30 protein-coding genes and 1 tRNA gene are annotated in these 26,196 nt (G+C 42.9%); 13 read left to right on the forward strand and 18 right to left on the reverse strand.

Features of this window, described 5'->3' with window-relative positions:
* Positions 1-18: 18 nt before the first annotated feature.
* Positions 19-750 (reverse strand): NigD1/NigD2 family lipoprotein, encoded by a 732-nt coding sequence (locus ACTCNA_RS00130; protein WP_462945856.1) that lies wholly within the window; start codon positions 748-750, stop codon positions 19-21.
* Between the two features lie 197 nt (positions 751-947).
* Between ACTCNA_RS00130 and ACTCNA_RS00135 the strand changes: the two genes are divergently transcribed.
* The 3 genes from ACTCNA_RS00135 to ACTCNA_RS00145 are packed head-to-tail and all read left to right on the forward strand — an operon-like array spanning position 948 to position 2,394.
* Positions 948-1,538, forward strand: coding sequence for a thioredoxin family protein (locus ACTCNA_RS00135; protein WP_462945857.1), 591 nt, complete (start codon positions 948-950; stop codon positions 1,536-1,538).
* A 13-nt stretch (positions 1,539-1,551) separates the two neighbouring features.
* Positions 1,552-2,076 (forward strand): thioredoxin family protein, encoded by a 525-nt coding sequence (locus ACTCNA_RS00140; RefSeq protein WP_462945858.1) that lies wholly within the window; start codon positions 1,552-1,554, stop codon positions 2,074-2,076.
* 30 nt (positions 2,077-2,106) lie between these two features.
* A complete protein-coding gene (locus ACTCNA_RS00145; protein WP_462945859.1) occupies positions 2,107-2,394 on the forward strand; it encodes a GroES family chaperonin in 288 nt (95 codons plus the stop codon).
* A gap of 139 nt (positions 2,395-2,533) precedes the next feature.
* Here the strand turns inward: ACTCNA_RS00145 and hutH are convergent, their stop codons facing one another.
* Together hutH and hisS are read right to left on the reverse strand one after the other, a co-directional pair.
* Positions 2,534-4,048 (reverse strand): histidine ammonia-lyase, encoded by a 1,515-nt coding sequence (hutH, locus tag ACTCNA_RS00150; protein ID WP_462945860.1) that lies wholly within the window; start codon positions 4,046-4,048, stop codon positions 2,534-2,536.
* Positions 4,049-4,087: 39 nt separating this feature from the next.
* Positions 4,088-5,449 carry a histidine--tRNA ligase gene (gene hisS / locus ACTCNA_RS00155; RefSeq protein ID WP_462945861.1) on the reverse strand — a complete coding sequence of 454 codons (1,362 nt, stop codon included), beginning with the start codon at positions 5,447-5,449 and terminating at the stop codon, positions 4,088-4,090.
* A 129-nt stretch (positions 5,450-5,578) separates the two neighbouring features.
* Here hisS and ACTCNA_RS00160 point away from each other — a divergent pair, with 129 nt between their 5' ends.
* The gene (locus ACTCNA_RS00160; RefSeq protein WP_462945862.1) at positions 5,579-5,788 is read left to right on the forward strand and encodes a type II toxin-antitoxin system HicB family antitoxin; all 210 of its coding nucleotides are present in this window, start codon (positions 5,579-5,581) and stop codon (positions 5,786-5,788) included.
* Here ACTCNA_RS00160 and ACTCNA_RS00165 read toward each other — a convergent pair.
* On the reverse strand, positions 5,769-6,137 hold the full coding sequence (locus ACTCNA_RS00165; RefSeq protein ID WP_462945864.1) for a DUF4870 domain-containing protein: 369 nt from the start codon (positions 6,135-6,137) through the stop codon (positions 5,769-5,771). The genes ACTCNA_RS00160 and ACTCNA_RS00165 overlap by 20 nt on opposite strands.
* A gap of 74 nt (positions 6,138-6,211) precedes the next feature.
* Between ACTCNA_RS00165 and ACTCNA_RS00170 the strand changes: the two genes are divergently transcribed.
* The 3 genes from ACTCNA_RS00170 to ACTCNA_RS00180 all read left to right on the forward strand — a co-directional run bounded on the left by ACTCNA_RS00170 (position 6,212) and on the right by ACTCNA_RS00180 (position 8,778).
* Positions 6,212-6,673: a GAF domain-containing protein gene (locus ACTCNA_RS00170; protein ID WP_462945865.1), complete on the forward strand. Its 462-nt coding sequence runs from the start codon at positions 6,212-6,214 to the stop codon at positions 6,671-6,673.
* A gap of 38 nt (positions 6,674-6,711) precedes the next feature.
* Positions 6,712-7,098, forward strand: coding sequence for a DUF6122 family protein (locus tag ACTCNA_RS00175; protein WP_462945867.1), 387 nt, complete (start codon positions 6,712-6,714; stop codon positions 7,096-7,098).
* A gap of 219 nt (positions 7,099-7,317) precedes the next feature.
* Positions 7,318-8,778 carry a tryptophanase gene (locus ACTCNA_RS00180; RefSeq protein ID WP_462945868.1) on the forward strand — a complete coding sequence of 487 codons (1,461 nt, stop codon included), beginning with the start codon at positions 7,318-7,320 and terminating at the stop codon, positions 8,776-8,778.
* A gap of 159 nt (positions 8,779-8,937) precedes the next feature.
* Here ACTCNA_RS00180 and ACTCNA_RS00185 read toward each other — a convergent pair whose 3' ends face one another.
* The gene (locus ACTCNA_RS00185) at positions 8,938-9,150 is read right to left on the reverse strand and encodes a type II toxin-antitoxin system HicA family toxin (protein WP_462945869.1); all 213 of its coding nucleotides are present in this window, start codon (positions 9,148-9,150) and stop codon (positions 8,938-8,940) included.
* A complete protein-coding gene (locus tag ACTCNA_RS00190) occupies positions 9,147-9,380 on the reverse strand; it encodes a type II toxin-antitoxin system HicB family antitoxin (protein ID WP_462945870.1) in 234 nt (77 codons plus the stop codon). The genes ACTCNA_RS00185 and ACTCNA_RS00190 overlap by 4 nt, the downstream gene beginning before the upstream one ends.
* A 150-nt stretch (positions 9,381-9,530) precedes the next feature.
* On the opposite strand from ACTCNA_RS00190, the gene ACTCNA_RS00195 reads away from it, so the two are divergent.
* The 3 genes from ACTCNA_RS00195 to ACTCNA_RS00205 all read left to right on the forward strand — a co-directional run bounded on the left by ACTCNA_RS00195 (position 9,531) and on the right by ACTCNA_RS00205 (position 12,123).
* Entirely contained in the window at positions 9,531-10,175 is a 645-nt protein-coding gene (locus ACTCNA_RS00195; protein ID WP_462945871.1) for a ferredoxin--NADP reductase, read from the forward strand.
* A 5-nt stretch (positions 10,176-10,180) separates the two neighbouring features.
* Positions 10,181-11,521 carry a tRNA (N6-isopentenyl adenosine(37)-C2)-methylthiotransferase MiaB gene (miaB, locus tag ACTCNA_RS00200; protein ID WP_462945872.1) on the forward strand — a complete coding sequence of 447 codons (1,341 nt, stop codon included), beginning with the start codon at positions 10,181-10,183 and terminating at the stop codon, positions 11,519-11,521.
* Positions 11,522-11,700: 179 nt separating this feature from the next.
* Positions 11,701-12,123, forward strand: coding sequence for a sll1863 family stress response protein (locus ACTCNA_RS00205; protein ID WP_462945873.1), 423 nt, complete (start codon positions 11,701-11,703; stop codon positions 12,121-12,123).
* On the opposite strand, the gene ACTCNA_RS00210 is transcribed toward ACTCNA_RS00205, so the two are convergent.
* From ACTCNA_RS00210 to ACTCNA_RS00220, 3 genes are all read right to left on the reverse strand, one after another.
* On the reverse strand, positions 12,031-12,792 hold the full coding sequence (locus ACTCNA_RS00210; protein WP_462945874.1) for a class I SAM-dependent DNA methyltransferase: 762 nt from the start codon (positions 12,790-12,792) through the stop codon (positions 12,031-12,033). The genes ACTCNA_RS00205 and ACTCNA_RS00210 overlap by 93 nt on opposite strands.
* A gap of 484 nt (positions 12,793-13,276) precedes the next feature.
* Positions 13,277-13,687 carry a hypothetical protein gene (locus ACTCNA_RS00215; protein ID WP_462945875.1) on the reverse strand — a complete coding sequence of 137 codons (411 nt, stop codon included), beginning with the start codon at positions 13,685-13,687 and terminating at the stop codon, positions 13,277-13,279.
* 194 nt (positions 13,688-13,881) lie between these two features.
* Positions 13,882-13,954, reverse strand: a tRNA-Thr gene (locus ACTCNA_RS00220).
* Positions 13,955-14,062: 108 nt separating this feature from the next.
* Between ACTCNA_RS00220 and ACTCNA_RS00225 the strand changes: the two genes are divergently transcribed.
* From ACTCNA_RS00225 to ACTCNA_RS00235, 3 genes are all read left to right on the forward strand, one after another.
* Positions 14,063-14,500, forward strand: coding sequence for a peptidylprolyl isomerase (locus ACTCNA_RS00225; RefSeq protein WP_462945876.1), 438 nt, complete (start codon positions 14,063-14,065; stop codon positions 14,498-14,500).
* Between the two features lie 236 nt (positions 14,501-14,736).
* Positions 14,737-15,003, forward strand: a complete 267-nt coding sequence (locus ACTCNA_RS00230) for a hypothetical protein (protein ID WP_462945877.1) — start codon at positions 14,737-14,739, stop codon at positions 15,001-15,003.
* A gap of 160 nt (positions 15,004-15,163) precedes the next feature.
* Positions 15,164-15,508 (forward strand): hypothetical protein, encoded by a 345-nt coding sequence (locus ACTCNA_RS00235; protein WP_462945878.1) that lies wholly within the window; start codon positions 15,164-15,166, stop codon positions 15,506-15,508.
* A gap of 367 nt (positions 15,509-15,875) precedes the next feature.
* Here the strand turns inward: ACTCNA_RS00235 and ACTCNA_RS00240 are convergent, their stop codons facing one another.
* From ACTCNA_RS00240 to murD, 9 genes are read right to left on the reverse strand one after another with little or no spacing between them, the layout of a single operon-like run.
* Positions 15,876-16,325, reverse strand: coding sequence for a GatB/YqeY domain-containing protein (locus ACTCNA_RS00240; RefSeq protein WP_462945879.1), 450 nt, complete (start codon positions 16,323-16,325; stop codon positions 15,876-15,878).
* A gap of 19 nt (positions 16,326-16,344) precedes the next feature.
* Positions 16,345-17,748 carry a cell division protein FtsZ gene (gene ftsZ, locus ACTCNA_RS00245; protein WP_462945880.1) on the reverse strand — a complete coding sequence of 468 codons (1,404 nt, stop codon included), beginning with the start codon at positions 17,746-17,748 and terminating at the stop codon, positions 16,345-16,347.
* Between the two features lie 29 nt (positions 17,749-17,777).
* A complete protein-coding gene (gene ftsZ, locus ACTCNA_RS00250) occupies positions 17,778-19,112 on the reverse strand; it encodes a cell division protein FtsZ (protein ID WP_462945881.1) in 1,335 nt (444 codons plus the stop codon).
* Positions 19,113-19,123: 11 nt separating this feature from the next.
* Positions 19,124-20,407: a cell division protein FtsA gene (gene ftsA, locus ACTCNA_RS00255; protein WP_462945882.1), complete on the reverse strand. Its 1,284-nt coding sequence runs from the start codon at positions 20,405-20,407 to the stop codon at positions 19,124-19,126.
* Between the two features lies 1 nt (position 20,408).
* A complete protein-coding gene (locus tag ACTCNA_RS00260) occupies positions 20,409-21,158 on the reverse strand; it encodes a cell division protein FtsQ/DivIB (RefSeq protein ID WP_462945883.1) in 750 nt (249 codons plus the stop codon).
* The gene (gene murC, locus ACTCNA_RS00265) at positions 21,148-22,542 is read right to left on the reverse strand and encodes a UDP-N-acetylmuramate--L-alanine ligase (RefSeq protein WP_462945884.1); all 1,395 of its coding nucleotides are present in this window, start codon (positions 22,540-22,542) and stop codon (positions 21,148-21,150) included. The genes ACTCNA_RS00260 and murC overlap by 11 nt, the downstream gene beginning before the upstream one ends.
* Entirely contained in the window at positions 22,539-23,642 is a 1,104-nt protein-coding gene (gene murG, locus ACTCNA_RS00270) for an undecaprenyldiphospho-muramoylpentapeptide beta-N-acetylglucosaminyltransferase (protein ID WP_462945885.1), read from the reverse strand. The genes murC and murG overlap by 4 nt, the downstream gene beginning before the upstream one ends.
* Positions 23,632-24,852 carry an FtsW/RodA/SpoVE family cell cycle protein gene (locus ACTCNA_RS00275; RefSeq protein ID WP_462945886.1) on the reverse strand — a complete coding sequence of 407 codons (1,221 nt, stop codon included), beginning with the start codon at positions 24,850-24,852 and terminating at the stop codon, positions 23,632-23,634. Before ACTCNA_RS00275 ends, murG begins: the two co-directional genes overlap by 11 nt.
* A 6-nt stretch (positions 24,853-24,858) precedes the next feature.
* Positions 24,859-26,196 (reverse strand): UDP-N-acetylmuramoyl-L-alanine--D-glutamate ligase, encoded by a 1,338-nt coding sequence (gene murD, locus ACTCNA_RS00280; RefSeq protein ID WP_462945887.1) that lies wholly within the window; start codon positions 26,194-26,196, stop codon positions 24,859-24,861.

The following is a 26,196-nucleotide window of genomic DNA, read 5'->3' on the forward strand; positions in this document are numbered from 1 at the left end:
CGGACTCATTCTTCTTGTTCAATTGTTTTCATCGTAACGGAAAACGCCGTTGTATTCAAACAGTTCTCCGTCGTAATCTGTACTGGTTACCCTGAATTGCACTGAATCGAGTCCATTGATTTTCAATGCATCCAGGTTGAAAGAGACATAAGCCGTGTAAGGAATATCTTCCAGATCGCCATTATCGTTATGGCGCAGCTCAAGTTCAATAGGTTGTCCCGTTCCGATTAAAAGCTCGCCCCGTTGCTTAACCAGGTTAATGTAATGCACTTCGTAACGGCCCCAGTACCTGATTTCAAAATTCAGAAGGCTGTCGGTCATCCAGCATTCTTTTACTATAAGCGGATCGTTTCCAATGCTGTCCTGGTTTTCTCCGGTAATATCGAGAATTCCTTTTAACAAAACTTTATCCACGGCATTTACTTTTACAAGATATTGCTCCACATTTCCATCAGCATCTGTATCATCATCGAGTATGGTGTAGTTGAGCAGAATCCTGTCGCCCGTTTTCAGCCGCGATTCCGGATCGTCAGTTCCCTGGTAATACCATGGCCGCGAGTAACCGGATGCTACAGGAACGAGTACATCTCCGTTGTCCATGTTAATTTTGTAATCAACCGGATCTGTGCTCACCTGTTCAACTATTCCAAATCCTACATACATATCATTCAGGGAATACCCGTCATCATCGAGGCATCCTGATACCAGGACTGTCAGTCCAATTAAAATTGCAAAAATTCGCTTCCTCATCACATTTAATTTTTTTGTTTTCAATGACTTCTTTTTTCAATACAATTACAAGATTCAACAGCAGTTTTAAAAGTTGCGTGGAAAATGCAAAAAATTTTATTTTTTTTGAATAACTGCCAAAATGAGAGAAAACCAGTTTGGCACAACAATTGTTATTTATGTTTTTACATATATAAATAACTATATATTTTGAAAAAATGAAGACAATATCTAACTTTAGCGGATTAAAAAACGAAATTGAGTCGAACGAAAATGTTTGGCTGCTGTTATATAAAAACGGGTCGTCCCAGAGCGATTGTGCCCTGGAAAACTTTGAAAAAGCAGAAGCAAAAGTTCTTGAAAAAGGAAAAAACGATGTTCTTTGCAGTGCTGATGTAAATGAAGTGAGGGATATTCATCCTGAATATAAAATTACAAGTGTACCCACGTTGCTGCATTTTGAAAAGGGAAAACTAAAAAATACAGTAAAAGGGTGCCACCAGCCTGAACAGTTTAATGCTGTTTTTGAGAAAGCGGCATTTGTTGTTTCGACTAACGGCGATGAAACCCCCCGCAAAAATGTAACCGTTTACACCACTCCCACCTGCACCTGGTGTAACACCATAAAACGCCATCTGCAGGAAAACAGGATTCAGTTTCGCGAAATAAATGTTGCGGCCAACCAGCAGGCAGCTGAAGAAATGGTACGCAAAAGCGGACAACAGGGCGTTCCGCAAACCGATATAAACGGAGAAATAATTGTAGGATTTGACAAACCGAGAATTGACAGATTATTAGGAATAAATTAAATTTCAATATTTTATGAAAAAGTTAGGATTCATTCTGGCTATTGCAGTTTTTTCGTTGCAAAGCTGTAGCGCAGGCCAGGCAAATAACAACAGCGACGAAAAAGCGGAAAAGCAAACAGCTCCGGTACAAACTGTTTCCCAGTCGGGTGACAGCGAAGGTGGTTCTGTAAAACTCACCAAGGATGTTTTCCTGGAAAAAGTGTGGGATTATGAAAACTCACCCCAGGAATGGAAATTTAAAGGCGACCAACCGGCAATTATCGACTTTTATGCCGACTGGTGCGGACCGTGTAAAATTGCCTCACCCATTTTGGAAGAAATTTCAGTGGAATACGCCGACAAAATTACCGTTTATAAAATCGACACGGAAGTTGAGCGCGAACTCGCTTCAGTATTTGGGGTAAGCAGCATTCCTGCATTTTTATACATTCCTGAAAACGGGAAACCGGTAATGATGTCAGGAATTGCACGCACCAAAGAAGACACTAAAAAGATGTTTAAAGTCAACATCAACAAATATTTGTTAACTTCAAATTAGTGTTAAACGTTAAATTAAAGAATGGAAAAAATGAAAGAATTACAGCCAATTAACCAAAATGTTCTGTTGGAACTGAAAGAAGAAACCGCAGAACAGAAGACTGCTGCAGGAATTATTATTCCTGATTCTGCACAAGAAAAGCAAGAAGTTGCAACAGTTGTTGCCATCAGCAACATCGAAAATGCAGAAATTGCACCTGGAGACGAAGTGCTCTACAAAAAGTTCTCAGGAACTGAAATCGATTTCGACGGCAAAAAGTACCTTTTGGTACCCTATGCTGACGTGTTATCGAAAGTTGTGGAAACGGAATCCATTTAAGGTGTACAGCAACTGAGGCTGCCAATTCAGTATTTTACCATTCTGCCAAAAACGTTTCAAAAATCGACATAAAAAGCCGGAAGTTTACTTCCGGTTTTTTTAATGCAAACATACAAATTGAAAACTGGACAAAGACTGATTAATTTGAATTGTTTAAGTTGTTGAATTTTGTCCGGTTCAAAAACTCCACCGATTTATTCATCCTTTCGTACATTACTACATCGTGGGTGACAAACGCCACAATTTCCCGGTATTCTTTTAGAAATTTTTCGAGGAAGGGGGATGTTTTGGTGGGTCGCCTGAAATCCATTGCCTGGGCGGCATTGTACAATTCCACGGCCAGAATTTTTTCTGTGTTCAGCACCACTTTCAATCCTTTTGTGGCGGCGTTGGCACCCATGCTCACGTGGTCTTCCTGCTCGTTGGATGAGGGAATGGAATCAACCGATGCCGGGGTGGAAAGTTGCTTATTCTGGCTCACAATGGATGCTGCTGCATATTGCGGAATCATAAAACCGCTGTTCAGTCCGGGGTTGGCCACCAAAAACTCGGGAAGGCCACGCTCCCCGGAAATCAACCGGTAAGTGCGCCGCTCGGAAATGCTTCCAAGTTCGCTCATTGCCATGGCCAGAAAATCGAGCGCCAGTGCCAGGGGTTCGCCATGAAAGTTGCCGCCGGAAATAATCTCATCATCATCCGGAAAAACCGTCGGATTGTCAGTCACCGAATTCATTTCGGTTTCGAATACTCCCGCCACATAATTCACAGCATCGCGCACCGCACCGTGCACCTGCGGAATGCACCGGAAAGAATAGGGATCCTGGATGTGTTTTTTCTTTCGGTCCTGCATTTCACTGTCCTGTAAAATATACCGAAAATTGGCAGCCGTTTTCGCCTGTCCGTTGTGCGGCCGTATTTTTTGAATATTCTCCGAAAAAGGTTCAATCAGCCCGTCAAATGCATCGAGCGAAAGTGCGCCGATAATATCCGCCTGATCGACAATCCGGAAGGTTTTCAGCAAGGTATAAACCCCGTGGGCAACCATAAACTGGGTGCCGTTGAGCAAAGCCAGTCCTTCTTTGGCCTCCAGTTTAATAGGTTGCCACCCCAGTTGGCCGAGTACTTTTTGGGCTTCGGTCTTTTTCCCTTCATAATAAACTTCCCCCATACCGAGCAGCGGAAGAAAAAGCATGGCCAGCGGAGCTAAATCGCCACTGGCTCCCAGCGAACCCTGCTCGCAAACCACCGGCAAAATGTTGTGGTTAAATAAATCGATAATTCGCTGAACCGTTTTTAACTGCACCGCTGAATTTCCTTTTGCAAGGGCATGTGCTTTCAGTAAAAGCATCAGTTTTACCACATCGGCGGGAACTTCGGGGCCAACATTGCAGGCATGGGAGAGAATCAGGTTTTCCTGCAGTTTGCTCAGTTCAGCTTTCGAAATTTCAATATCGCAAAGTGCCCCAAAGCCGGTATTAATACCATAAAGTGGCTTATCTGATTCCTCCAGTTTTTTATCGAGATACCGCTTGCTTTTTTCAATTCGTCTTACTGATTCCTCAGAAAGTTCAAACTGTGTGTTGTTTTCGAGAATATTCTGAATATCGTTGTATGTTAGATTTTTGGGGGTAATTTGAAATATTTTAATATTCATCGCTTCAATTTTTGAAGCAATTTCGGATTTGCGTTTTCCCTATGAAAGGATTTTTATCAGGTCTTCAGACGTAACCAAAGTTTGCTCGCCGCGCTCCATGTTTTTCAGGGTAAATTTTTGAGCTGCCATTTCCGATTCGCCGGCCAGTACAACAAAAGGAATATCCTTTTTATTGGCGTAGTTCATCTGTTTTTTCATTTTGGTACTGTCGGGGTAAATTTCCGCATTTATTCCGCTGGCTCTTAATTTGGAAAGCACGGGCAAACAATAGGCTTCTTCTTTTTCACCAAAATTGACAAACAGAACTTTGGTGGTCTCAGCAGATTCTTTGGGGAAAAGGTTGAGTTGAGTCAGCACATCGTAAATGCGCTCGGCACCAAATGAAACACCAACTCCTGAAACATCTTTCAACCCAAAAATACCGGTTAAATCGTCGTATCGTCCGCCGCCGCAAATACTGCCCATCTCCACGTCTTTGGCTTTTACTTCAATGATGGCACCGGTGTAATAATTCAGTCCGCGGGCCAACGTCAGGTCGAGTTCAAAATCCGTTGCCAGATTCAGCTTTTCAAGGTAACCGAACAACGTTTTCATCTCCACAATCCCCTGAATTCCAATTTCGGAAGTAGAAATTACTTCTTCGAGCTGATCGAGTTTGGAGGCAGTGTCGCCTTCCAACCCCAAAATGGGTTGCAACTTCTGAATGGCCTCATCCGAAACTCCTTTTGCCGAAAGTTCTTCGTTCACTTTTTCCAGCCCGATTTTCTCCAGCTTATCGATGGCGACTGTAATATCCGTAATTCGCTCCTTCTCACCAATGGTTTCGGCAATTCCGGCCAGAATTTTCCGGTTGTTGATTTTGACAACGGTTTCAATTTTCAGACGCTTAAAAACTTCGTCGATGATTTGAATTAGTTCAGCTTCATTCAGCAAACTGTCGCTTCCAATCACATCCACATCACATTGGTAAAACTCACGGTAACGGCCTTTTTGCGGGCGATCGGCACGCCACACCGGCTGAATCTGGTAACGTTTAAAAGGAAATGTAATTTCATTTTGATGTTGCACCACAAACCGGGCAAATGGCACGGTTAAATCGTAGCGCAACCCTTTTCCCGAAATCTGTGAAGTGAGCTTAACCGAATCTTTTTCGTTGTAAATATCATCGGAAACCTTGGACACAAAATCTCCTGAATTCAAAATCTTAAACAGCAGTTTATCACCTTCTTCACCGTATTTACCCATCAAAGTAGAAAGATTTTCCATGGCCGGTGTTTCAATCGGCTGGAATCCATACAACCGGAAAACATCTTTAATGGTATCTAAAATATAATTGCGACGCACCATTTCGGAAGGTAAAAAATCACGGGTTCCTTTCGGGATAGAAGGTTTTTGTGCCATTTTTATTCTGTTTTTATTTAAGGTGTGCAAAAATAATGAATATAATGAGGAAGGTCAACCTTTTCCCATGTAATTAAGCAATACCATACTTGCTTAAAATAGCTATATTTGTAAATAAAAGTACAATATATGATTTACAACTTTTCAGCAGAAATTATCTGGGACGAGGAAATTCGACAGTATGTAGGGATTGTTCCCGGGTTGCCGGGGGCGCACACTCAGGCCAATACTATTGACGAACTTTATAAAAATCTTCAGGATGTCGTTCGGCTGTGCCTGGAAGAATTAACGGATGAAGAGAAAGCTGAATTACCATACTTTATTCTACTTCCCTACTAATAAATTTAATCGTCAGCGGATATTTGTAGCTTTCCCCGTTATTGGCGGCTACACTGCCCAAAATCACCAAAACCAGCCAGGCAATTCCAAATCCAATCAGCATTAAAATTCCAATACCAACAATTATCATTACGGCTGAAATGATAAAAATGAAGGACCAGGTAATTTGGAAATTTAAGACTTCTTTCCCCTGTTCGGCAACAAATTCATATTCATCTTTTTTAATGAGATAAATTACAAGTGGCCCAATGACATTCCCGAAAGGAATTCCCACAAAAATTGAAAATGCCAGCAGGTGGGTCAGCATTCCCCACATTCTTTCATTCGGATTAGTAACAAGGCGTTGCATATTTTTCAAATTTTATTCAACTAAATTACACATTTTTTGTTCTTTCGCAGATAGAAATCAGCAGGTAAATTGAAATGGACAAAAACAAAAAAGAAGGCAGATATTCCCGATTATACAAACAACTAAGCGAACTTGCTCAGAAAAGTAACAGTCCTACTGCCCGCATGGCAACTATTATTGCGGTTTTGCACCACAAAATGGGCACTTTTTTCTGGACAGGCATTTACCGGATTGAAAACGGGCTGATGACGGTTTTTATGTACCAGGGACCGGTGGCTTGCCAAATCCTTGAAAAAAACAAAGGCGTTTGCTGGGCAGCTTTTAATAAAAAAGAAACGGTGGTGGTGGAAGATGTGCATCAATTCCCCGGGCACATTGCCTGCGACTCGCGCTCCAATTCGGAAATTGTTGTTCCGCTGAAAAATGCAAACGGTGAGATAATTGGTGTGCTGGACGTGGATAGCAACCAAAAAGCAGCTTTTGATGAAACTGATGCCAAATGGCTGGAAGAAATTCTGAAGCTAATTTACATTTGAACGGAAAAAGCAATAAAAACTTTATATAAACTGAACTGATGCAACAATTTGTTCATTACTTTCTGCACCTTGTTTTTCCTTTTTTCATTGCCTTTATATTCTTCAGAAAAGATTGGAAAAAAGTTTATATCATTTTGCTGGCCACTATGCTGGTTGATTTAGACCATCTGCTGGCGACCCCCATTCTTGAAGCCAACCGGTGCAGCATTAATTTCCATCCGTTGCATACTTACTACGCTATGGTTGTGTATGCCATCCTGCTTTTTTTCAAAAAACCTTATAACATAATAGGAATCGGGTTGCTTTTCCACATGCTCACCGATTTGATTGATTGTTTGTGGATGTACGCAAATTGCAAATCGTGTTTTGCCGATTCACCAGCGATAGAATTGTTAAGCTGCATCTCCCGGCTATTGGGGATTTAACGCTGCGCTTTTTATAAAACCCCCACTTTCAAATTACTTTTTCTGCGTTCCGGCTTGCCCCTGATTTATATAACTTTTAAAAAATCAGTTTCACTTTATTATTTTGATTGAATATAAATACGAGCAGACAGTAAAACATCTGCAGAAAATATACCGATTTTTAAATCGAAGAAATTACTTTTGAATTTTTTAAAATTCGAAACAATAAACCATAGAAAAATGACAAATCAAAACAACGTCATTAGATTTTACAGTGGCGAGTCAATTCCAGTTGAACTTCACAAAGTTAGAATTGTGCAAAAACTCTTTCTGAAACCAATTGAAGAAAGAAAAGCTGCCATGGAAGAGGCCGGGTTCAACACTTTTTTACTGAGTACCAAAGATGTTTTTCTGGATATGCTTACCGACTCGGGCACCAACGCCATGAGTGACAACCAGGTTTCGTCGATGTTGCAGGCCGACGATGCGTATGCCGGTTCGCAGAGTTTTTACCGCATGGAAAAGGCATTGCACGAAGTGTTTGGAAAGCACTATGTTTTGCCTGCCCACCAGGGACGCGCCGCCGAAAATATTGTTTCGCAGGCCTTCATTAAAAAAGGCGAAGTAATTCCCATGAACTACCATTTTACCACTACAAAAGAACACATGGAACTGAACGGTGGGAAAGTGCTCGAAATTTATGCCGACGATGCCCTGCAAATAAAAAGCGATAAACCATTCAAGGGAAATATCGACATTGATAAACTGAAAAATGTTTTCAGTACCTACGGGAAAGAAAAAGTGGCCTTTGTTCGCATGGAAGCATCGACCAACCTCATTGGCGGGCAGCCATTTTCGATGCAAAATATGCGCGATGTGAAAGCAATTTGCGATGAAAACGAAACCATGATGGTGTTGGATGCGAGTTTGATTGGAGAAAATGCCTGGTTCATCAAGCAACGCGAAGAAGAATTTAAGAATGCCGAAATAAAAGACATTTTGCTGGAAATGTGCAGTTATGCTGATTTGGTATATTTCTCGAGCCGGAAAGTGAGTTCTACACGGGGTGGTGGAATTGTTACCAACAGCAAAGATCTGTACATGAAAATGCGCGATTTACTGGTACTTTACGAAGGATTTCTCACTTACGGTGGCATGTCGGTTCGCGAAATTGAGGCCATGGCGGTTGGGCTCATTGAAACGTGCGACGAAACCGTAATCAGCCAGTCGCCTTCGTTTATTGCTTACGCCGTGAACGAACTCGACGCTGCCGGGGTTCCGGTAATAACACCACCAGGCGCACTTGGTTGCCACATCGATGCAATGGGATTTTTGCCCCACGTTCCGCAAACTGATTATCCGGCAGGTGCACTGGCAACAGCACTTTTTATTATTTCAGGGATCAGAGGAATGGAAAGGGGAACCATCTCCAGCGTACGCGACGAAAACGGCGACGACATTCCGGCTGATGTGGAGCTGCTCCGTCTGGCTTTCCCGCGCCGCGTGTTTACGCTTTCGCAAACCAAATTTGTAATCGACCGCGTGAAATGGCTTTTCGAGAACCGCGAACTGGTTGGCGGGCTTGAGTGGACAGAAGAACCACAGCTGCTGCGGTTTTTTATGGGCCGCCTGAAAGCAAAAGGCGACTGGCCCGAAAAACTGATGGCTAAATTCAGGGAAGATTTTGGGGAGTCACTTTGATAAGATGGAAAACGGAAGAAGAAAGCCCGAAGATGGAAGTTGAAAGTCCGAATACCGAAGATGACGATCCCGGAAGACAATAGATTTTTAATGAATAGGTGAATAGTGAGAGGGGCCGGAAACGGTTCCCTTTTTATTTTAACCACCTATTGATGTGTATTATATTTCATTTTTATCAATTCCGGCTTGTTTGAGTATAGCATGAAGTGTTCCAATTGGCAAATCTTTTTTATGCATCGGAACAACTACACGTTTCCCATCTTTTTTATTTAACCAAACCTGATGACTTCCTTTGACACGATCTAAATTGAATCCATTTTTTGAAAGAATCCTTGCCAATTCTTTAGGTGTTAAGGATGGGGTGGTACTCATACCGCTGCATTAAGGGTTAAAGCGTATTCTAAAGTCTTCGATTCATCGGGCACCATTTCGTTATTGGCCACCATACTCTCGATATACACTTTAATGGCTTCCTTTGCCATCTCAATGGCATGATCTATATTTTCGCCCCAGGTAATACATCCGGGCAGGGCTGGTACTGTTACAGTATATCCCCCTTCCGGTTCCGGGTTCAAAAGCAGCCTGTATGTTAATTGTTTCATTACTTTCCTATTATTTAGAATTTCTCTTCAAAGATAAAAAATGCAAAGAAATTAACCACCATGATGAAAGGTTTAAAACACCACACTCATAATAATAAAAGATATTTTTGTACTTTTGTCTCCTTATTTCAGAAAACTAAAACAGAAAATTTGAAGTTACATCAAATAACAGCAGTAAGGCAACTCACTGATTCCACTTTCGTGTTACAAATGGAGCGTAAAGAATTGCCATTCCATACCGGGCAATTTGTAATTTTACGCCGCCCGGGTACCATCGAGCAGCGCGAATACACGGTTTACAACGGCGAGAATGACAATTTTCTGGAAGTACTGGTACGCGAAGTAACCGAGGGGAAAGTGACACCCCGACTGAAAAAAATGCAGCCCGGCGACCAGTTGGAAGTGGATGGCCCGTTTGGTTTTTTCCGGTTTAAACCAACAATGTTTCCCTCTCAAAAATTCCTGTTTGTGGCCACCGGAACAGGCATCAGTCCGTTTCACAGTTTCGTGAAAACTTATTCCGACCTTGACTACCATCTGATTCACGGCGTAAGATTTGGGGAGGAGGCTTATGAACACAACGATTTCAATAAACAAAACATTACACTTTGCACCACGGGCGATAAAACCGGCGACTTTCACGGCAGGGTAACGCACTACCTTGCCACACAAAAATTGGACAGCGATACCCAGTGTTTCTTATGTGGGAACAGCGAAATGATACAGGAAGCTTATGATATTCTTATAGAAAAAGGGGTGGCAGTTCAAAATATTTATACCGAAGTTTATTTTTAGAAGATATGAAATACCATTTAATAACACTGGGATGCCAGATGAACCTGTCGGACAGCGAACGGGTAATCTCTGTACTTGACAAAGCCGGTTACACCTGGACCGACAATGAGGAAGAAGCCGGTCTGATTGGAATCCTGGCTTGCTCGGTGCGGCAAAAAGCTATTGATAAAGTTTATTCGCGGATTCACAAATGGAACAAGTGGAAAAACCACAAAAACCTCATCACATTTATTTCAGGGTGCATTTTGCCCAACGACCATGAAAAATTCCTGAAACTTTTCGATATCACGTTTCAGATGAAGGACCTGCCCCAACTTCCTGAAATGATTAGCCGGTACGGGGTAACCACTTCCACTCACCTGAAAACCGGCATCGACCCGCACAATGAAAATATCGAACAGTTTTGGGATGTTAAACCCTCGTACCAATCGGGTTTTGAGGCCTTCATTCCCATTCAGAACGGCTGCGACAAATTCTGTACTTTTTGTGCTGTGCCTTACACCCGCGGGAGAGAAATTTCAAGGCCATCAAAAGATATCCTGGCAGAATTGGCACTGCTAATTTCGCAGGGTTACAAATCCATTACACTGCTCGGTCAGAATGTCAATTCGTATGGACTCGATAAAAAAGGCGAAGAAATTACTTTCCCCGAATTACTCAGGCAGGTTGGGGAACTCGGAACCCGCATGAAAAAAGAATTCTGGGTTTATTTTACGTCGCCCCACCCGCGTGACATGACCGACGAGGTGATTGAAGTAATTGCCGGCAACCCGGTGCTGGCCAAACAAATCCACCTGCCCATGCAAAGTGGCGACGATAAAGTCCTCATAAAAATGAACCGCAAGCACAACATGAAAAAATACCGGGAAATTGTGCATTCCATCCGTCGCTTGATTCCGGAAGCAACGCTGTTTACCGATATCATTGTCGGTTTCACAGGCGAGACGGAAGAGCAGTTTGAAAATACACGGCTTGCCATGGAGGAGTTCAAATTCAACATGTCTTATACCGCAATTTACTCTCCGCGACCGGGAGCCACCAGTCACCGCTGGGACGACGATGTGCCGCTGGAGGAGAAAAAACGCCGGCTGCATATTCTTACTGAAGAACTGCGAAAACACAACCGGGTTTACAACCGGCAACTCGAAGGCAAAACGTTGCGTGTGCTGGTGCGCGGTGCCGACCGAAAAAAAGGTTATCTGACATCACTAACTGAAGGAAAGCTCATCGTACGTTTTCCATCGGACGACAAAAGTTTAACCGGGCAGTTTGCCGATGTGAAAATCACTGGCTCCTCCGATTTTTCGATGGAAGGAGAATTGGTGAATATCGAGGCATATGCATAGAAAAATTTATTCCCTGTTTTAACTGGCACCGTGGTTAATGTTAAAAACCATTAAATTTCTTGCAAATTAGCTCCCCTGTTTATAATTCCTGTTGCATTTTTCATATTTTTTGGAAAATAGTATAACAATCAAAAATTTAAACCGTAATAATTGTAAATTACAAAAACAAAAAAATGATTATGATGTCAAAGATTACCAAAATTTTAGCAGCAGTATTTATTAGCATAAGTGCTTTTACATTTTCAGCCTGCAACTCCGGGCAGCAAAATAAAAACGATGAATCAAACAGCACAGAGGAAACAATTAGTGCCAAATTCATGGAAATGCAAAACGATTTGAAAAGTTTGGTAAGCGAGGAATTTTCAGCCATTAACGATAAAGTTCGCGAGCTGAATGCATTGATTGAAGAAAAAGGCGAAGGACTTACAGATGAACAAGAAAAGTTACTGGATGAAATTCAGGAAAAACGTGTTGAAGTGAACGAACGGTTAAATGAAATTGAAAATACCTCAGAAGAAGAATGGGATGATTTCAGGGCCAGCTTTGAGGAAGACCTCAAAGAAATTAATACAAAACTGGATAGCGTTTTGAAGGACTTTTAATTTCTGCTTAAAAGAAATTTTAATTAACAAAAGGGTTTGGCAGCATGCTGAACCCTTTTTTACGAAAATTAAGTATTCAATCTGCGACTTTTTGTAAAATTCATTGATAAAATCGTAGTACGCCAGAAAGAATCCACCCGTTCCACAGGCAGGATCCGCCATAGTTCTCAGGGGTTCTGGTTGCACGCATCCTACCATAGCCTGTATAAGCGGTCGTGGAGTGAAATATTGCCCGGCACCGCTCTTGGTGTCTTCTGCATTTTTTTGGAGTAGTCCTTCATATATATCTCCCTTCACATCACTTCCCAGGGTAATCCAGGTTTCTCCGTCAATCATCTGTACCAGCTTATGCAATTTTGCAGGGTCCGAAATCTCATTTCGCGATTTGAAGAATATCTGTCCCAGCATTCCTTTCCGTTTGCCCAGCTCAGTTAGCGTTACCACGTAATGGGCTTCCAGTTCTGCGCCCGATTTATTGCATAGCGAATTCCAATTATATTCTTCCGGAATTCCAATATCCTTTTTATACGGCGGTTTCGAGAATTCATCTGCCATTTTCAGGAAAAGCAGGTAGGTGAGTTGCGTTAAGTAGTCGCCGTAGCTTACGCCGTCGTCACGCAGGATGTGGCAGTAATTCCAGACTTTTTGTACGATTTGAGATGTTGTCATATTTTATTTACTATTTTTTTTCGTTTTACATCAAACTGTATATAGGATAGCTTTATTTTTATCAATGAGTTGAGGTGTTTTAAATATGTAATAAAATCCTTATTCGGTTCAATATCAGAAACCAATACTAACTCGGTTGCATTATTCTCTGATGGATAAAAGCAGTATTCGAACAACTGTCCAATTGCAACTCTTAAACTTGTCAGAAGTTGCTTGTAAGTCTTTACTTCGTAAAAAATAAACTCATCATTAATTTTTCTTACGATATCGATCTTGTTAAATCCCCAGGCTCTGCATTCCCTTTTTACATTCTGTTTTCCATATTCGTTCTGCAAATATTTAAGAAATGAATCCTGAAGGATCGCGTGATTCGGCAAAATTTCAATTTCTGCTTAGTTAACGCTGTCAAGTCTGTAGACGTTGACAGGTTAAAGGCGCTGCAGACTTGTCGGCGTGCGAAACTCCCGACAACGTCAAACTGAATTTAGTTGTAAATAGACCGGTGGCATTCATCGATGATAATAAAATCGAAATGTTCCACCGGTACGGCAGGATTATACACCACCTCTTTGGGTTTGTCGTCTTTCAGTTTCACTTTATTCAACGACAATTCATCAGAAATTACGTTCCACTTTAATTTGCTCGTGGCATAGCGATGGGTTTGATCCTCAACGTTGGTTAATATGGTACCATCCTTCTTTGCTTCAATTACGCCTGCCGGATTTCGGTCAACAAATAAAATATAATCAGCCGGACCTGTGCTGGTGGGGTATTCCCGCACAGCCACTCCCAAAGCAGCGCCAGTATTTATGTCTTTTAAATCCTGTACCTGCCAGCCGGCTTGTACGAGCATCTGGTCTATTTGCTTTCTGGCTATTTGCTCAGGAGAGGTCATTGTTGAATAGTTTTGAAGGATAAATTTAGATATATTTTATTGTAAAACAAAACCCAACAACAAAAAGCAGCGAGAACTGAATTTAATCCTGCCTCAGAATATATTTTATTGTCAGGCAAATAAGAATCCCTGAACTAATGAATACCTTCGTCAGTATCCTGTTTCATTCAACATCCTTTCCGATTTAAGCAGAGAGCCACTCACGGGACTCGAACCCGCGACCTGCTCATTACGAGTGAGCTGCTCTTCCAACTGAGCTAAAGTGGCTTTTGTATTTGTTTCTAAAGATATTAATAAGCTGCCGATGAAACAACGGCAAATTTAGAAATCAGTTTATTTTCTTACATTTGCGCCCGAATGTTAAAACAATTTTAAATGACAAAAGCAGCAATACATACTGCCAAAGGAGTAATGAAGGTCGATTTTTACGATGATGATGCACCCGCAACAGTTGAAAATTTCGTGAAACTGTCCGAATCGGGATTTTACAACGGGCTTACTTTCCACAGGGTAATTCCCGGTTTTGTAATCCAGGGCGGATGCCCCGACGGAACCGGTGCCGGCGGCCCGGGTTACACCATTAAATGTGAAACCGACGGCGGCAACCAGTACCACGACCGCGGCGTACTTTCCATGGCTCATGCCGGGAAAGACACCGGAGGCTCACAATTTTTTATTTGCCACAACCGCGAAAACACCAAACACCTCGACGGACATCATACCTGTTTTGGTAAAGTAACCGAAGGGCTCGAGGTTATTGACAAAATCCGCCCGGGCGACGTGATTGAAAAAATTGAAATTACCGAAAAATAATAAAAACAAACTGCACTATTTTAAAAGAGGATTTACCTGCGTATTTCCTCTTTTTTTATACCTTTTTTTCAACTCCCGCAAACACGAATTACAAGATCAATTCCCGGATTCAATTTCTTTTTTGCTACTTTGCAAACCGGTTAAAATTAATTGGATCAGAAATGTCAACTGTTATAAAAAACTACACTTTCTCTTTTGAAGAACTTCAAATACAACCCTGAGAAATTGAAGAACTAATGGGTTTTGACCCGGGAAAGTCACCCGATCTGTTTTCGCCGGGATATTGCAACTGGAGCATGGCCGAACAGCAAAAGCTTTTCTCGCTTTTGCCTCCCGGTTTTTGCGGTATTCAGCTTTCCCCCTCCTCACTAATGCATCCCATCAAATCGGTGAGCGGAATAATCGGCATCGGAACCAGCTGTAAACAAAAAGGTTACCAGTGCGAGTGGTGCAACGACAAGGATTGCATTTACGGGAGAATCCGCAGGCAAAAAAAGCGCTAAAAAAAATCACTTATCTATTGTATATATCAAATCTAACACATTTATTTGTTGGTATGATTTACAACGATTTTAACAACTTCACGATTGGTTAGAATCGATAAACAAAAATGTATTGAACGTTTTCTGATTTCTGAATATTAATAAAATAGCACAAACGATTATGGCACCTGACAAACCAAGAGTTATCAAGGATTACAATAAACTCGACAAAGATTTACAGGAACAAATTAAGTTTGTTTACGCGGATGGATTTGCCGAAAACCTCATCCATTTTTTCGATAAAAACGGGGTGAAAGTCACCGCACTCCCTTTTGAAACCGAAGACAAATATTACATGCTCCGGATGACTGAAAATGAAGCGGTTCAGATTGTGGACGAGGACGACGACTTCGACGATGACGGTTTTCTGAAAGACGACGTGAAACAGGATTACGAAGACAAATATGCCGACCTTGACCACGTAGCCGATCAGATTGAGGATGAAGGTGAAGAAGAAGACGACTAATGTTATTTCAACTTTGAAATGCCATTTCGAATCTGCCAAATGTCTCAGAGAAATCAGCGAAAATAGTGAGACTTCTCACCTTCATACCTTAGATTACCAATAACAGATTTGTATAACTTCATGATTATAAGCAAAACACCAAATAACAAAAAAACAAATCACAAATAAGCACCAAAAAAACAAATTTCAAAACAAGATAAATTTGAGAATTTTGGAGTTTAAAAATATTTGAAAATTGGAACTTATTTGTGATTTGTGATTTGCATTTTGGAATTTCACTGTCACCCTCTCATAATGCCCAATAAAATTGTGTAAAAAACTCGAAATGACAGTGCTGTTCAATTTATGTTTGACTATTACATATTTTTCACTGCAGCAAGGATTTCACCTTTACTGCAATTTCTTTGCCGTCAGCTTTTCCCGCCAGCTCTTTGGAAGCTAATCCCATTACTTTCCCCATATCTTTCATAGAGGAAGCACCGGTTTTTTCGATAATTCCTTTTACTGCCGCTGTCAATTCTTCGTCGCTCATTTTGGCCGGCAGGTAGTTTTCAAAAACTTTTACCTGTGCCATTTCCTGCTCTGCCAAATCTTCGCGGTTTTGCTTTTTGTAAATTTCAGCAGAATCGGTGCCCTGCTTGGCCAGTTTCGAAATTATTTTAAGCGATTCTTCCTCGCTTAATTCCGAGCCGGCACCTTTGGCTGCCCGGGCTTCGAGCATCACTTTTTTAATGTTGCGAAGTGCCTCCAGTTTTGCTTTATCGCGGGCCTTCATGGCCGCTTTCATGTCGTTATTAATCTGATCGAAAAGTGACATAATTTTTTGTTTTTCTGTGTTAATCTACCTGTCCGTGAAGGTACGAATTTTTATCGGTTAGTTTATTTTCGTTATTCACAGAATAGTCTGACAGTTTTTTCTTGTATTTCGGATCATTCATGCGCATTTGCCGGCGTTTGTAAGCCGGAATATTTTCGAGTTCATCCAAATCTTCATCCGAAGCCGAAGAAAAATCCATTTTGGCGTTTTCAATATTCTTCCGGGCTTTATTGGTTTTCGGATAAAGTACCTCAAATTCCAGGTCATCTTCAGCAGTCTCGTCTGGCGACTCATCCTTCCCGTTAAAATTTAATATTTTCTGGTCGGGAACAGAAGTTGATTTTTTCCCGGAAGCCTTTTTTAAAGATTTCGGGTTTTCGGGTTCAGTTTCTTCTTTTAAATGGTGTGTTTCTTTTTCCGGTTTCCTGTCGCCGGTGATTTCCGGGATAGAACTGTTCCCAAAACCTGTAGCGATTAAAGTAACCGAAATATCGTCACCCAAAGTTTCATCTTTTCCGTTTCCCCAAATCAAATCGGCATCAAAACCGGCCATATTTTGCAGGTAATCGGTAATCTGCCCTACTTCGTCCATGGTAACTTCTTTTGTACCTGAAGTAATATTGAGCAGAATATTTCTTGCCCCGCGGATGTCGTTGTTATTCAGCAGCGGAGAGTTCAGGGCTAATTCAACGGCCTCGGTTGCCCGCTTATCACCGCTTGCCACACCTGTACCCATGATGGCCAAACCGCTTTTGCGCATTACGGTTTCCACATCGGCAAAATCAACATTGATATAGCCCGGAACAGTAATAATTTCTGCAATTCCTTTGGCTGCTGTGGCCAAAATATTGTCGGCTTTCGAAAAAGCTTCCGAAATGCCAAAATCGCCAAACATTTCACGAATGCGCTCATTGTTAATCACCAGCAAAGCATCCACATGACCTTCCAGTTCGGCAATTCCATCAATGGCCTGTTTAATGCGCCGTTTCCCTTCGTTCCGGAAAGGAATGGTAACAATGCCAACGGTGAGATATCCTTCGGCACTGCAGGCTTCGGCAATTACGGGAGCCCCGCCTGTGCCTGTTCCGCCACCCATTCCGGCGGTTACAAAAACCATTTTGGTATTTTCTGAAAGCGCATGTTTCACATCTTCGATGTTTTCGATGGCGGCCTGCTTGCCCACTTCGGGTTTGTTACCTGCACCACGGCCTTCGGTAAGCGATGCCCCCAGTTGGACTTTGGCAGGCACCGGACTGGCATCGAGCGCCTGCGCATCGGTATTGCATATTACAAAATCAACATCTCTGATTCCCTGCTTAAACATATGATTTAAGGCATTTCCGCCGCCACCGCCAACGCCAATTACTTTAATTTCGGCACCTGGATTTGTCGGTAATGTGAAATTTGCCATATTTTCTGTCATTTTACTGTCTTTTTAAGGTTAAACTGAAATTATTCATCCAACGACTGGTCGTCGTCTTCGAACAATTTTCCTAATCCAAAATTCTTATAAAACCAATTGTCAATATTGCTCTGTGCAACCGGTTCATCGGCTTTCTGTTTCTTCTTTTTTCGGTTTTTTCGTTTGGTTGAAAATAAAGACCTGTCAGATAATGTTTTGGGCGTTTTTTTCTTTTCTTCCCGAACATCCATTTTCCCTTCATCCTCATTCGTTCCAGCTTCACTCAGGGTTTTCCTGAAATCTGTTTCTGCCTCAAACTCAACGGGTTTTTCTTCCATCTCCCGGGATTCATTATTTTCCTCTCCCAGGTTATATTTTTCAGGCTCTTTTTTAGTTTGCAGCAACTGGTTCGGGTTGGTTACAAATCCGGTTGCCAGAATCGTTACGCTGATTTCTTCCCCCAGCGATTCATCGTAGCCGTTCCCCCAAATGATATCCGCATCCTGGCCGGCTTTTTCCTGCAACACTTCTATTATTTCACCTATTTCGCCAATTGTAATTTCATCTTTGCCCGAAATAATGTTGAGCAGAATATTTTGCGTTCCGTAAATATCGTTGCTGTCGAGCAGCGGCGATTCAAGCGCCTCGTTTACAGCCTTCATGGCACGTCCCTCGCCTGAAGAAACACCTGTCCCCATAATAAAGACACTACTGTTGTGCATCACGGTGTAAACATCGGTATAATCAATGTTCACATTCCCATGCAGGGTAATAATTTCGGCGACCCCTTTTACTGCTGTAGCCACAATATTGTCGGCCATTTTAAAGGCCTGCCTGGCAGGTAAATCGCCAAAAATATTGTGCAACCGCTGGTTGCTTACTACCAGCATGCTGTCCACAAACTCACCCAGCTTTTCAATACCCTCCATGGCCTGGCCAAAACGCTTCTTGCCTTCGGCCGGCGAGGGAACAGTAACCACAGCAATGGTGAGGATGTCGAGTTCGCGGGCCAACCGGGCAATTACCGGGGCTGCCCCCGTACCAGTGCCACCTCCCATACCTGCGGTAATGAACAACATTTTGGTGTTCTCTTTCAGTACATTTTTCAGGTCCCCGTAATTTTCGCGTGCTGCTTCCTCGCCCATTTGCGGTTGGTTGCCGGCACCGCGGCCTTCGGTTAAAGTAACACCAAGTTGAATTTTTACCGGCACCGGGCTGTTCTCCATTGCCTGGCCGTCGGTATTACAAATAATGAAATCGACACCGGCAATTCCTTCTTCGAACATATGACTGACCGCGTTGCAGCCACCTCCACCTACTCCAATAACTTTAATAATGGAGGAGGATGAAGTCCGCGGAAATTGGAAATTTACTAATTCGGTCATATCATTAATTTTTAATTCAATGCAACATCATCATCGTCGTCAACATAATCGAGCACTCCCTGCACTACGTTTTTCAGCCAGGGAGAGATGCCGGAATCTTTCTTCTTCTTTTTTGGTTTCCGCTTTTTCTCCTTTGACAGCGGATCAACTTTTTCGAGCGCCATTTTCATGAGCCCCAGCGCTGTATGGAAATCAGGTTTCTCAATAATTTCAGCTTTTGAAGAAGCACGAACAACGGAGAAAGCCAACCGGGTATCCATTCCGGTGCGAAATTTAACCAGCGATATCAGGTTATTCAGCGAGGCAGTTCCGCCTGCGAGGACAATCCCGGAGCCCAGTTGTTCGGCAATACCCGATTTTTCAACCTGGTAGAAAGCGCTGTCGATAATCTCTTCCATCCGGGCCTGAATGATAAAAGCCAGGCTTTTAAATGAAATCTCTTTAGGTTCCCATCCGCTGTGGCCCGGGATGGTGACCACTTTCTGCTCATCGGCAAAATCGCCAAGCGCCTGACCGTATTGAGTTTTAAGCTGCTCTGCCCATTTCGGGAGAATTGAACAACCCTCTTTAATATCGTTGGTTAACACATCTCCGGCAAATGGAATTACTGCGATGTGAATCATTGTTCCCTCGTTAAAAACAGCCAGCTTGGTGGTTCCGGCACCCATATCGAGCAAAATGGTGCCCAGTTCTTTTTCGTCTTCAGTTAAAACGGCTTCGCTGGTTGCCATTGGCGATAACACAACTTCCCCCAGTTCAACCCCAACTTTATCGAGCACCCGCTCAAAATTGGTAATGTGAATTTCGGGTACGGCTATTAATTTGTAGGTGGCTTCAATGTTCTGCCCGGTAATCCCCACGGGGCTGAGTTCCACCGGTTCGTTATCGATAACAAACGACTGCGGAATAACGTGAAGGAGTTTAAAATCCTGTTCTACCTTTAATTTCCTGGCTTCATTGAGTAATTCATTTACATCGTTTTCAGTCACCACCCCGTCGCCCGAAGTCAGGCGGGTTCCTTTGTGTTCGTATATTTTCATGGGCTGCCCGGCATAGGCAATGTCAACCTTTTTGATTTTGCCCCCCACCTGATCCAGCAAATCGTTTAACAGGTACTTAAGCGAAATGGCGGCTTCTTCGATATTAAAGACCACCCCGCGTTTTATGCCTTTTGAAGGAAAACTTGAAGCGCCCAGAATTTCCATCCTCCCTTCGCTGTCTTTTTGTCCGGCAAGAGCAGTCATTTTTGATGTTCCAATATCAACAACAACCGAACGATCTATTTTTGAAGCCATATTATCTTTTTTTTGCGATTACCTGATTTTTGTATTTTACACTTACCTTTTGGTACTTATTCCAGTTGTTCCCGGCCATTATCTGCTGATAAAAAGCTTTCATATTGCGCAGCTTTCGCGGATAATCTTCAAGCGACCCCATTTCAATTATGTGGTCTCCAACGAGTGGAGTCAGCAAAACATCGCCGTTTTGCTCCACATGCACCTGTTCCACCTGCGCCTTCCAAAAAGGATTTTCTTCGATGAACAACACAAACGGGAGCAGCTGCATTTTGGCAAACTGCTCAGAAAAATACCCGGTGGCAACCAAAACATTGGCCGTATAATTGGCCGAAATGGGTATTACCTCGCCATTCCGGTCGAGGTAATACCTTCCTTCTGATGACATAATCCGTACTACTGGTTCCCTGTGCTTAATTTTAACACCAAGTGTGCCACGGTAACCCACGCTGTCTTTCGTAATTACCTTAAAAATTTCAGCCTTTTGAATGGCCTGGTGTTTTTCCACTGCTCTTTCCAAAGAATCGGTATTAATAAGCTGCAGGTTTTTGCCAACAAGCTGGTCATCGGCCGATCTGACCAACCGGGTAATTTCGTCTTTACTTATTTTTATGAGCTCATTTTCCTGTAATTCAATTTCAATATTGCCACAGGTTACGTCCCTTGTTTCTCTTGCAGAAAAGGACAATGTAACCACCAAAAAGGCGATTAGCACGAGGAAACCCGTCAGTTTTAATAACTTAAGCAACATTCTGTTTATTTTTAAGCACTTCAATTATTTGTGGCCCAATTCCGTCAATATCCCCGGCGCCCATTGTAAGCACCACATCGGTTTCTCTTTCGGCAAGAAGTTGTGCCACATCTTCCTTCTCTGCCATTATTTTATTTTCATTCTTCATCTTTTCAAAAATTATCGCTGAACTCACCCCTTCGACAGGTTCTTCGCGAGCCGGATAGATGGGAATAAGGATTATTTCGTCCAGCAAATCGAGACTGGCGGCAAACTCAGCTGAAAAATCGCGGGTACGTGAGTAAAGATGCGGTTGAAAAATGCCTGTGATTTTCCGGCTGGGGTACAATGCTTTTACCGATGAAATTACCGCTTTAAGCTCAGCCGGATGGTGGGCGTAATCATCGATATAAATCTGGCTGTCGCTTTTGTAACACACATCGAAACGGCGCAGCACTCCCTGGTAATCTTCCAGACCGCTTTTAATTTCGTCGGCCGAAACACCTGCCAAAAAGGCCAGTGCCGCAGCTGCCACAGCGTTTTCCACATTTATCAATCCCGGATAATTGAGCCGGCAATTGGCAATTATCCCGTCCGGAGTTTTCAAATCGAACTGGTAAAAACCACCTTCGCTGCTCAATTTTAAATTCACCGTATTGAAATCCGCATTTTCTTTCAATGCATAAGAAAACACCCGGGCTGATGTTTTTCGGGTATCCAGCTCTACTCCTTTTCTCATTAATAATTTCCCGCCCGGTTTTATCTGTGAAATGAATTTCTCAAACGATTCAACAATTTTTTCTTTCTCCCCGTAAATATCGAGGTGATCGGCATCGAGTGATGTAACCAGTGCCAGCATTGGTTGCAGGTGCAAAAACGAGCGATCGAATTCGTCGGCTTCGGCTACAATCCATGGTGAATCTTCGTTGGGCAGCAACAAATTACTCCCGAAATTTTTGGAAATTCCGCCCAAAAAAGCACCGCAACCTGTTTTAGTTTTATCAAGAATGTTGGCCGTCATTGTGCTCACGGTAGTTTTCCCGTGGGTGCCGGCAACTGCAATTCCGTTTTTCTCGTTACAAATCAAACCCAGTACTTTGGCACGTTTCAACAAACCAATCGGTTTCCCCCTAAACCACGAGAGTTCGCTGTGGTCATCGGGAAGCGCTGGAGTAAAAACAGCCAGTGTTTCGCCAGGGTTCCACCGGGAGGGAATGTTCCGGATATCGTCATCGTAATGCACATCAATTCCCTCTTGCTGAAGGGCATCGGTAAGAGCGGTTTGTGTACGGTCGTAGCCCGCCACATTCCGTCCGGTAAATTTAAAATACCGGGCCAGGGCACTCATCCCAATCCCCCCGATACCGAGGAAATAAACATTCTTTATATTTTGAAGGTAACTCATTGTTTCAATAGTTTTTCGGTTTCATCAACAATATGACGTGTTGCGTCAGGTTTGGCCAGCGTTTTTATTTTTTCCGACAACCGGTTGCACTCCTCCGGGTTGTTAATTAACCGGATGGATTCGGGCAGCAATTGTTCATCAATCTTGTGATCAGGAATCATTATGGCAGCATTCTTTTCGGCCAGCGCCAATGCATTTTTTGTTTGATGATCTTCTGCCACGTTGGGCGAAGGCACCAAAATAGACGGTTTCCCCACCAGGCAAAGCTCCGAAATAGTTCCGGCACCCGCCCTCGAAATAACCACTCCGGAAGCGGCATACGCCAAATCCATGCGCGAAAGGAATTCATGAATATGCAAATTGTCAGGTGTGGTGTCTTCCATCTTCTCTGTGATTTCGCGATAATAAATTGACCCGGTTTGCCAGATGAACTGCACACCTGATTTGGCCATGACATCCACATTCTTCAGCATGGCGCTATTTATGGAACGTGCCCCAAGACTGCCCCCGATAACCAAAACCACTTTATCTTCTTCCTTCAACCCAAAAAAGGAAAGTGCCTCATTCCGGTCATCAATTTTTTTAAGCAGGTTTTCGCGCACCGGATTCCCGGTAAACACAATTTTTCCTGCCGGGAAATAGCGTTCCATTTTATCGTATGCCACGCAAATTGCCCCGGCTTTTTTCCCCAGCAACCTGTTGGTTATTCCGGCATAGGAGTTTTGTTCCTGAATAAGTGTGGGAATTTGTTTTTTTGCAGCAGCCCTTAAAAGCGGACCGCTTGCAAAGCCGCCTACCCCGATTGCAATTTGCGGATTAAATTCGTTTATAATTTTTTTGGCCAGGCGATTACTTTTGAGCAGGCTGGTCACAAATTTCAGCATTTTAAGTCCTGGTTTGCGGGGAAAACCCATTACCGGCAGGCCTATGATTTTATATCCAGCGGCAGGCACACGTTCCATTTCCATGCGGCCCAAAGCGCCCACAAACAAAATTTCAGCATCCGGGAAACGGTTTCCAATTTCGCCTGCAATGGCCAGGGCGGGAAAAATGTGACCTCCGGTACCACCACCACTTATTATTACGCGTTCAATTTTCATTCTTTTTTTCTTGTCCCATTTCATAATCCTCGTCGGGTACATTTACCTGCACAGCAGGCTTTTGAATTTTTCGGTTTACCTGATTTTGGTAACTCACACTTAATATACACCCGAAAGCCACCGATGTGAAAATCAATGATGTTCCCCCGAGGCTTACCCACGGCAACGGCTGCCCGGTAACAGGCAGCAACCCCGTGGAAACCCCAATATTAATCATGGCCTGGAAAACCAGCACCAAAGAAAGCCCTGTAACCAGAAATGCCGGGAAGGTTCGGGTAGCTCGCCGCACAATGACCACACTCCTGAAAAAGAAAATCAGGTACAGAAACATTACCATTGTACCGATAATCAGACCGTATTCTTCAATAATAATGGCAAAAATAAAATCGTTGTAAGCAGCTGCCATGTAGTTACTCACATCCGAATGCCCCGGGCCTTTTCCCAGCAACCCGCCTTCGTAAATGGCAAGCTTGGCATAATCGGCCTGGGTAATTCCTTTTTCAGCATCGGGGTCTCCAAAAATAAACCTGTCGATACGCCCTTTTACAGTATGTACCCTTGCCGGGGCACTGGGAAACTGATCGGCGAGAAAGTAAATAGCAGTCACCAGTACAATTCCGGTTCCTATTACCAAAAACAAGTATTTAAACGGGATGCGCCCCACAAACATCATGGTAAGAATGGCAGCAAAAAGCAAAGCTGCAGTGGAAAAGTCGGAGACGAAAATCAAACCGCAAACAAGTACTGAGTGGATAATTATTTTCAGGAATGCTTTTTTAAGATCACCTTTGGTTTTCTGATTTTTGGCCAGCACTTTTGCGGTGTACATTATCAGGGCAATTTTTGCCAGTTCAGCCGGTTGAAAGGAGATAAATCCCAAATCGAGAGTACGGCCACTGCCTTCGAGCATTCCTGCAAAATTTAGCGCAACTGTTGTAAGCAGAAGTCCAATGCTCAGGTAAATCAGCAGGTTGGCAACGATGGAATATATTTTAACCGACAGGAAATTGACCATTACCAGCATGAGGCCCAAACCAGCCCCAATAAAAAACAGCTGCCGCACCAGAAAATATAACGTATTTCCTCCGGCCTGGCGGTAAGCCAATGCACCGGTGGAACTGTAAACGATTAACAGCGATAACAGCGACAACAGCAACAGCAAAACCCAGATAACACGATCGCCCTTGAATATTTTCGATTGTGCAACCATATTCTTTTACAAATTTCTTACTTCGTTTTTAAACTGATCTCCCCGGTCTTCATAGTTTTCAAACAGATCGAAACTGGCACAAGCCGGCGATAACAAAACGGTGTCGCCATTGCGGGCAAGGTAGTAGGCTGCTTTTACAGCTTCTTCCATACTCGCCGCATCCACCACATTTTTTGCAATGCCGTCAAAAGCCGCATGTAGTTTTGAGTTATCTTTTCCGAGACAAACAATGGCTTTTACTTTTTCTTTTACCAGCGCGTGCAACATGCTGTAATCGTTGCCTTTGTCGATCCCTCCCGCAATCCAGACAATAGGTTGCCGAATACTCTCCAGCGCGTACCAGGTGGAATTCACATTTGTGGCCTTGGAGTCGTTCACAAATTCAATTCCGTGCACTTTTAAAAAGTGTTCCAGGCGGTGTTCAACTCCTTTAAAATCGGAAAGGCTCTCCCTGAGCTGGTCGTTGCGGATTTCCAAAACCATGCTCGCAATGCCTGCTGCCATGGAATTATAAATATTGTGTTTCCCCTGTAATGATAAATCCAGAATAGACATACTGAATTGATTTTGGTTAATATTAATAATCATCTTATCGCTTGCAATGCCTGCCCCCGGCAACTTTGGTCCTGAAAACCCAAAAGGAACCGCAACAGGTCTTATCTCTCGTTTTTTTATTTCTTTTTGAATGATTTCATCATCGTCACAGAAAATGAAATAATCGTTTGCTCTTTGATTTTGAATAATCCTGAATTTGGAATCGGTGTAGTTTTGCATCGAGTTCCCGTACCGGTCGAGATGATCGGGAGTAATGTTCAGCAAAACAGCCACATCGGCCCTGAAATTGTACATTCCGTCGAGCTGAAAACTGCTGAGCTCAATCACATAAATATCATGCTGTTTTTCAGCCACCTGCCAGGCAAAGCTTTGTCCCACATTTCCGGCCAGCCCCACGTTTAACCCCGCATTTTTCAGAATGTGAAATGTAAGCAGTGATGTTGTTGTTTTCCCGTTGCTGCCGGTAATGCAGATGGTTTTGGCGTTTGTAAATTTTCCGGCAAATTCAATTTCAGAAATCACCGGAACCTGCCTGTTTTTCAATTTTTGAATGAGTGGGGCCGTTTCCGGTATCCCGGGGCTTTTCACCACTGTTTCCGCATCCAGAATCCTGGCCACGGAGTGACTGCCTTCTTCAAAATCAATTTTTTTCTGTGAAAGAACGTTTTTATATTTCTCTTTAATTTTTCCCAGGTCGGAAACAAAAACGGCATACCCCTGTTTTTGCGCGAGAATGGCTGCCCCCACCCCGCTTTCACCGGCTCCGAGTATGACAATTTTGTTTTTCAA

Source organism: Tangfeifania sp. (assembly GCF_055108615.1).

Bases quoted from the DNA above. Each gene is read 5' to 3' on its own strand.
- ACTCNA_RS00130 (WP_462945856.1), bottom strand. From the start codon at position 750: ATGAGGAAGCGAATTTTTGCAATTTTAATTGGACTGACAGTCCTGGTA.
- ACTCNA_RS00135 (WP_462945857.1), top strand. From the start codon at position 948: ATGAAGACAATATCTAACTTTAGCGGATTAAAAAACGAAATTGAGTCG.
- ACTCNA_RS00140 (WP_462945858.1), top strand. From the start codon at position 1,552: ATGAAAAAGTTAGGATTCATTCTGGCTATTGCAGTTTTTTCGTTGCAA.
- ACTCNA_RS00145 (WP_462945859.1), top strand. From the start codon at position 2,107: ATGAAAGAATTACAGCCAATTAACCAAAATGTTCTGTTGGAACTGAAA.
- hutH (WP_462945860.1), bottom strand. From the start codon at position 4,048: ATGAATATTAAAATATTTCAAATTACCCCCAAAAATCTAACATACAAC.
- hisS (WP_462945861.1), bottom strand. From the start codon at position 5,449: ATGGCACAAAAACCTTCTATCCCGAAAGGAACCCGTGATTTTTTACCT.
- ACTCNA_RS00160 (WP_462945862.1), top strand. From the start codon at position 5,579: ATGATTTACAACTTTTCAGCAGAAATTATCTGGGACGAGGAAATTCGA.
- ACTCNA_RS00165 (WP_462945864.1), bottom strand. From the start codon at position 6,137: ATGCAACGCCTTGTTACTAATCCGAATGAAAGAATGTGGGGAATGCTG.
- ACTCNA_RS00170 (WP_462945865.1), top strand. From the start codon at position 6,212: ATGGACAAAAACAAAAAAGAAGGCAGATATTCCCGATTATACAAACAA.
- ACTCNA_RS00175 (WP_462945867.1), top strand. From the start codon at position 6,712: ATGCAACAATTTGTTCATTACTTTCTGCACCTTGTTTTTCCTTTTTTC.
- ACTCNA_RS00180 (WP_462945868.1), top strand. From the start codon at position 7,318: ATGACAAATCAAAACAACGTCATTAGATTTTACAGTGGCGAGTCAATT.
- ACTCNA_RS00185 (WP_462945869.1), bottom strand. From the start codon at position 9,150: ATGAGTACCACCCCATCCTTAACACCTAAAGAATTGGCAAGGATTCTT.
- ACTCNA_RS00190 (WP_462945870.1), bottom strand. From the start codon at position 9,380: ATGAAACAATTAACATACAGGCTGCTTTTGAACCCGGAACCGGAAGGG.
- miaB (WP_462945872.1), top strand. From the start codon at position 10,181: ATGAAATACCATTTAATAACACTGGGATGCCAGATGAACCTGTCGGAC.
- ACTCNA_RS00205 (WP_462945873.1), top strand. From the start codon at position 11,701: ATGATGTCAAAGATTACCAAAATTTTAGCAGCAGTATTTATTAGCATA.
- ACTCNA_RS00210 (WP_462945874.1), bottom strand. From the start codon at position 12,792: ATGACAACATCTCAAATCGTACAAAAAGTCTGGAATTACTGCCACATC.
- ACTCNA_RS00215 (WP_462945875.1), bottom strand. From the start codon at position 13,687: ATGACCTCTCCTGAGCAAATAGCCAGAAAGCAAATAGACCAGATGCTC.
- ACTCNA_RS00225 (WP_462945876.1), top strand. From the start codon at position 14,063: ATGACAAAAGCAGCAATACATACTGCCAAAGGAGTAATGAAGGTCGAT.
- ACTCNA_RS00230 (WP_462945877.1), top strand. From the start codon at position 14,737: ATGGGTTTTGACCCGGGAAAGTCACCCGATCTGTTTTCGCCGGGATAT.
- ACTCNA_RS00235 (WP_462945878.1), top strand. From the start codon at position 15,164: ATGGCACCTGACAAACCAAGAGTTATCAAGGATTACAATAAACTCGAC.
- ACTCNA_RS00240 (WP_462945879.1), bottom strand. From the start codon at position 16,325: ATGTCACTTTTCGATCAGATTAATAACGACATGAAAGCGGCCATGAAG.
- ftsZ (WP_462945880.1), bottom strand. From the start codon at position 17,748: ATGACAGAAAATATGGCAAATTTCACATTACCGACAAATCCAGGTGCC.
- ftsZ (WP_462945881.1), bottom strand. From the start codon at position 19,112: ATGACCGAATTAGTAAATTTCCAATTTCCGCGGACTTCATCCTCCTCC.
- ftsA (WP_462945882.1), bottom strand. From the start codon at position 20,407: ATGGCTTCAAAAATAGATCGTTCGGTTGTTGTTGATATTGGAACATCA.
- ACTCNA_RS00260 (WP_462945883.1), bottom strand. From the start codon at position 21,158: ATGTTGCTTAAGTTATTAAAACTGACGGGTTTCCTCGTGCTAATCGCC.
- murC (WP_462945884.1), bottom strand. From the start codon at position 22,542: ATGAGTTACCTTCAAAATATAAAGAATGTTTATTTCCTCGGTATCGGG.
- murG (WP_462945885.1), bottom strand. From the start codon at position 23,642: ATGAAAATTGAACGCGTAATAATAAGTGGTGGTGGTACCGGAGGTCAC.
- ACTCNA_RS00275 (WP_462945886.1), bottom strand. From the start codon at position 24,852: ATGGTTGCACAATCGAAAATATTCAAGGGCGATCGTGTTATCTGGGTT.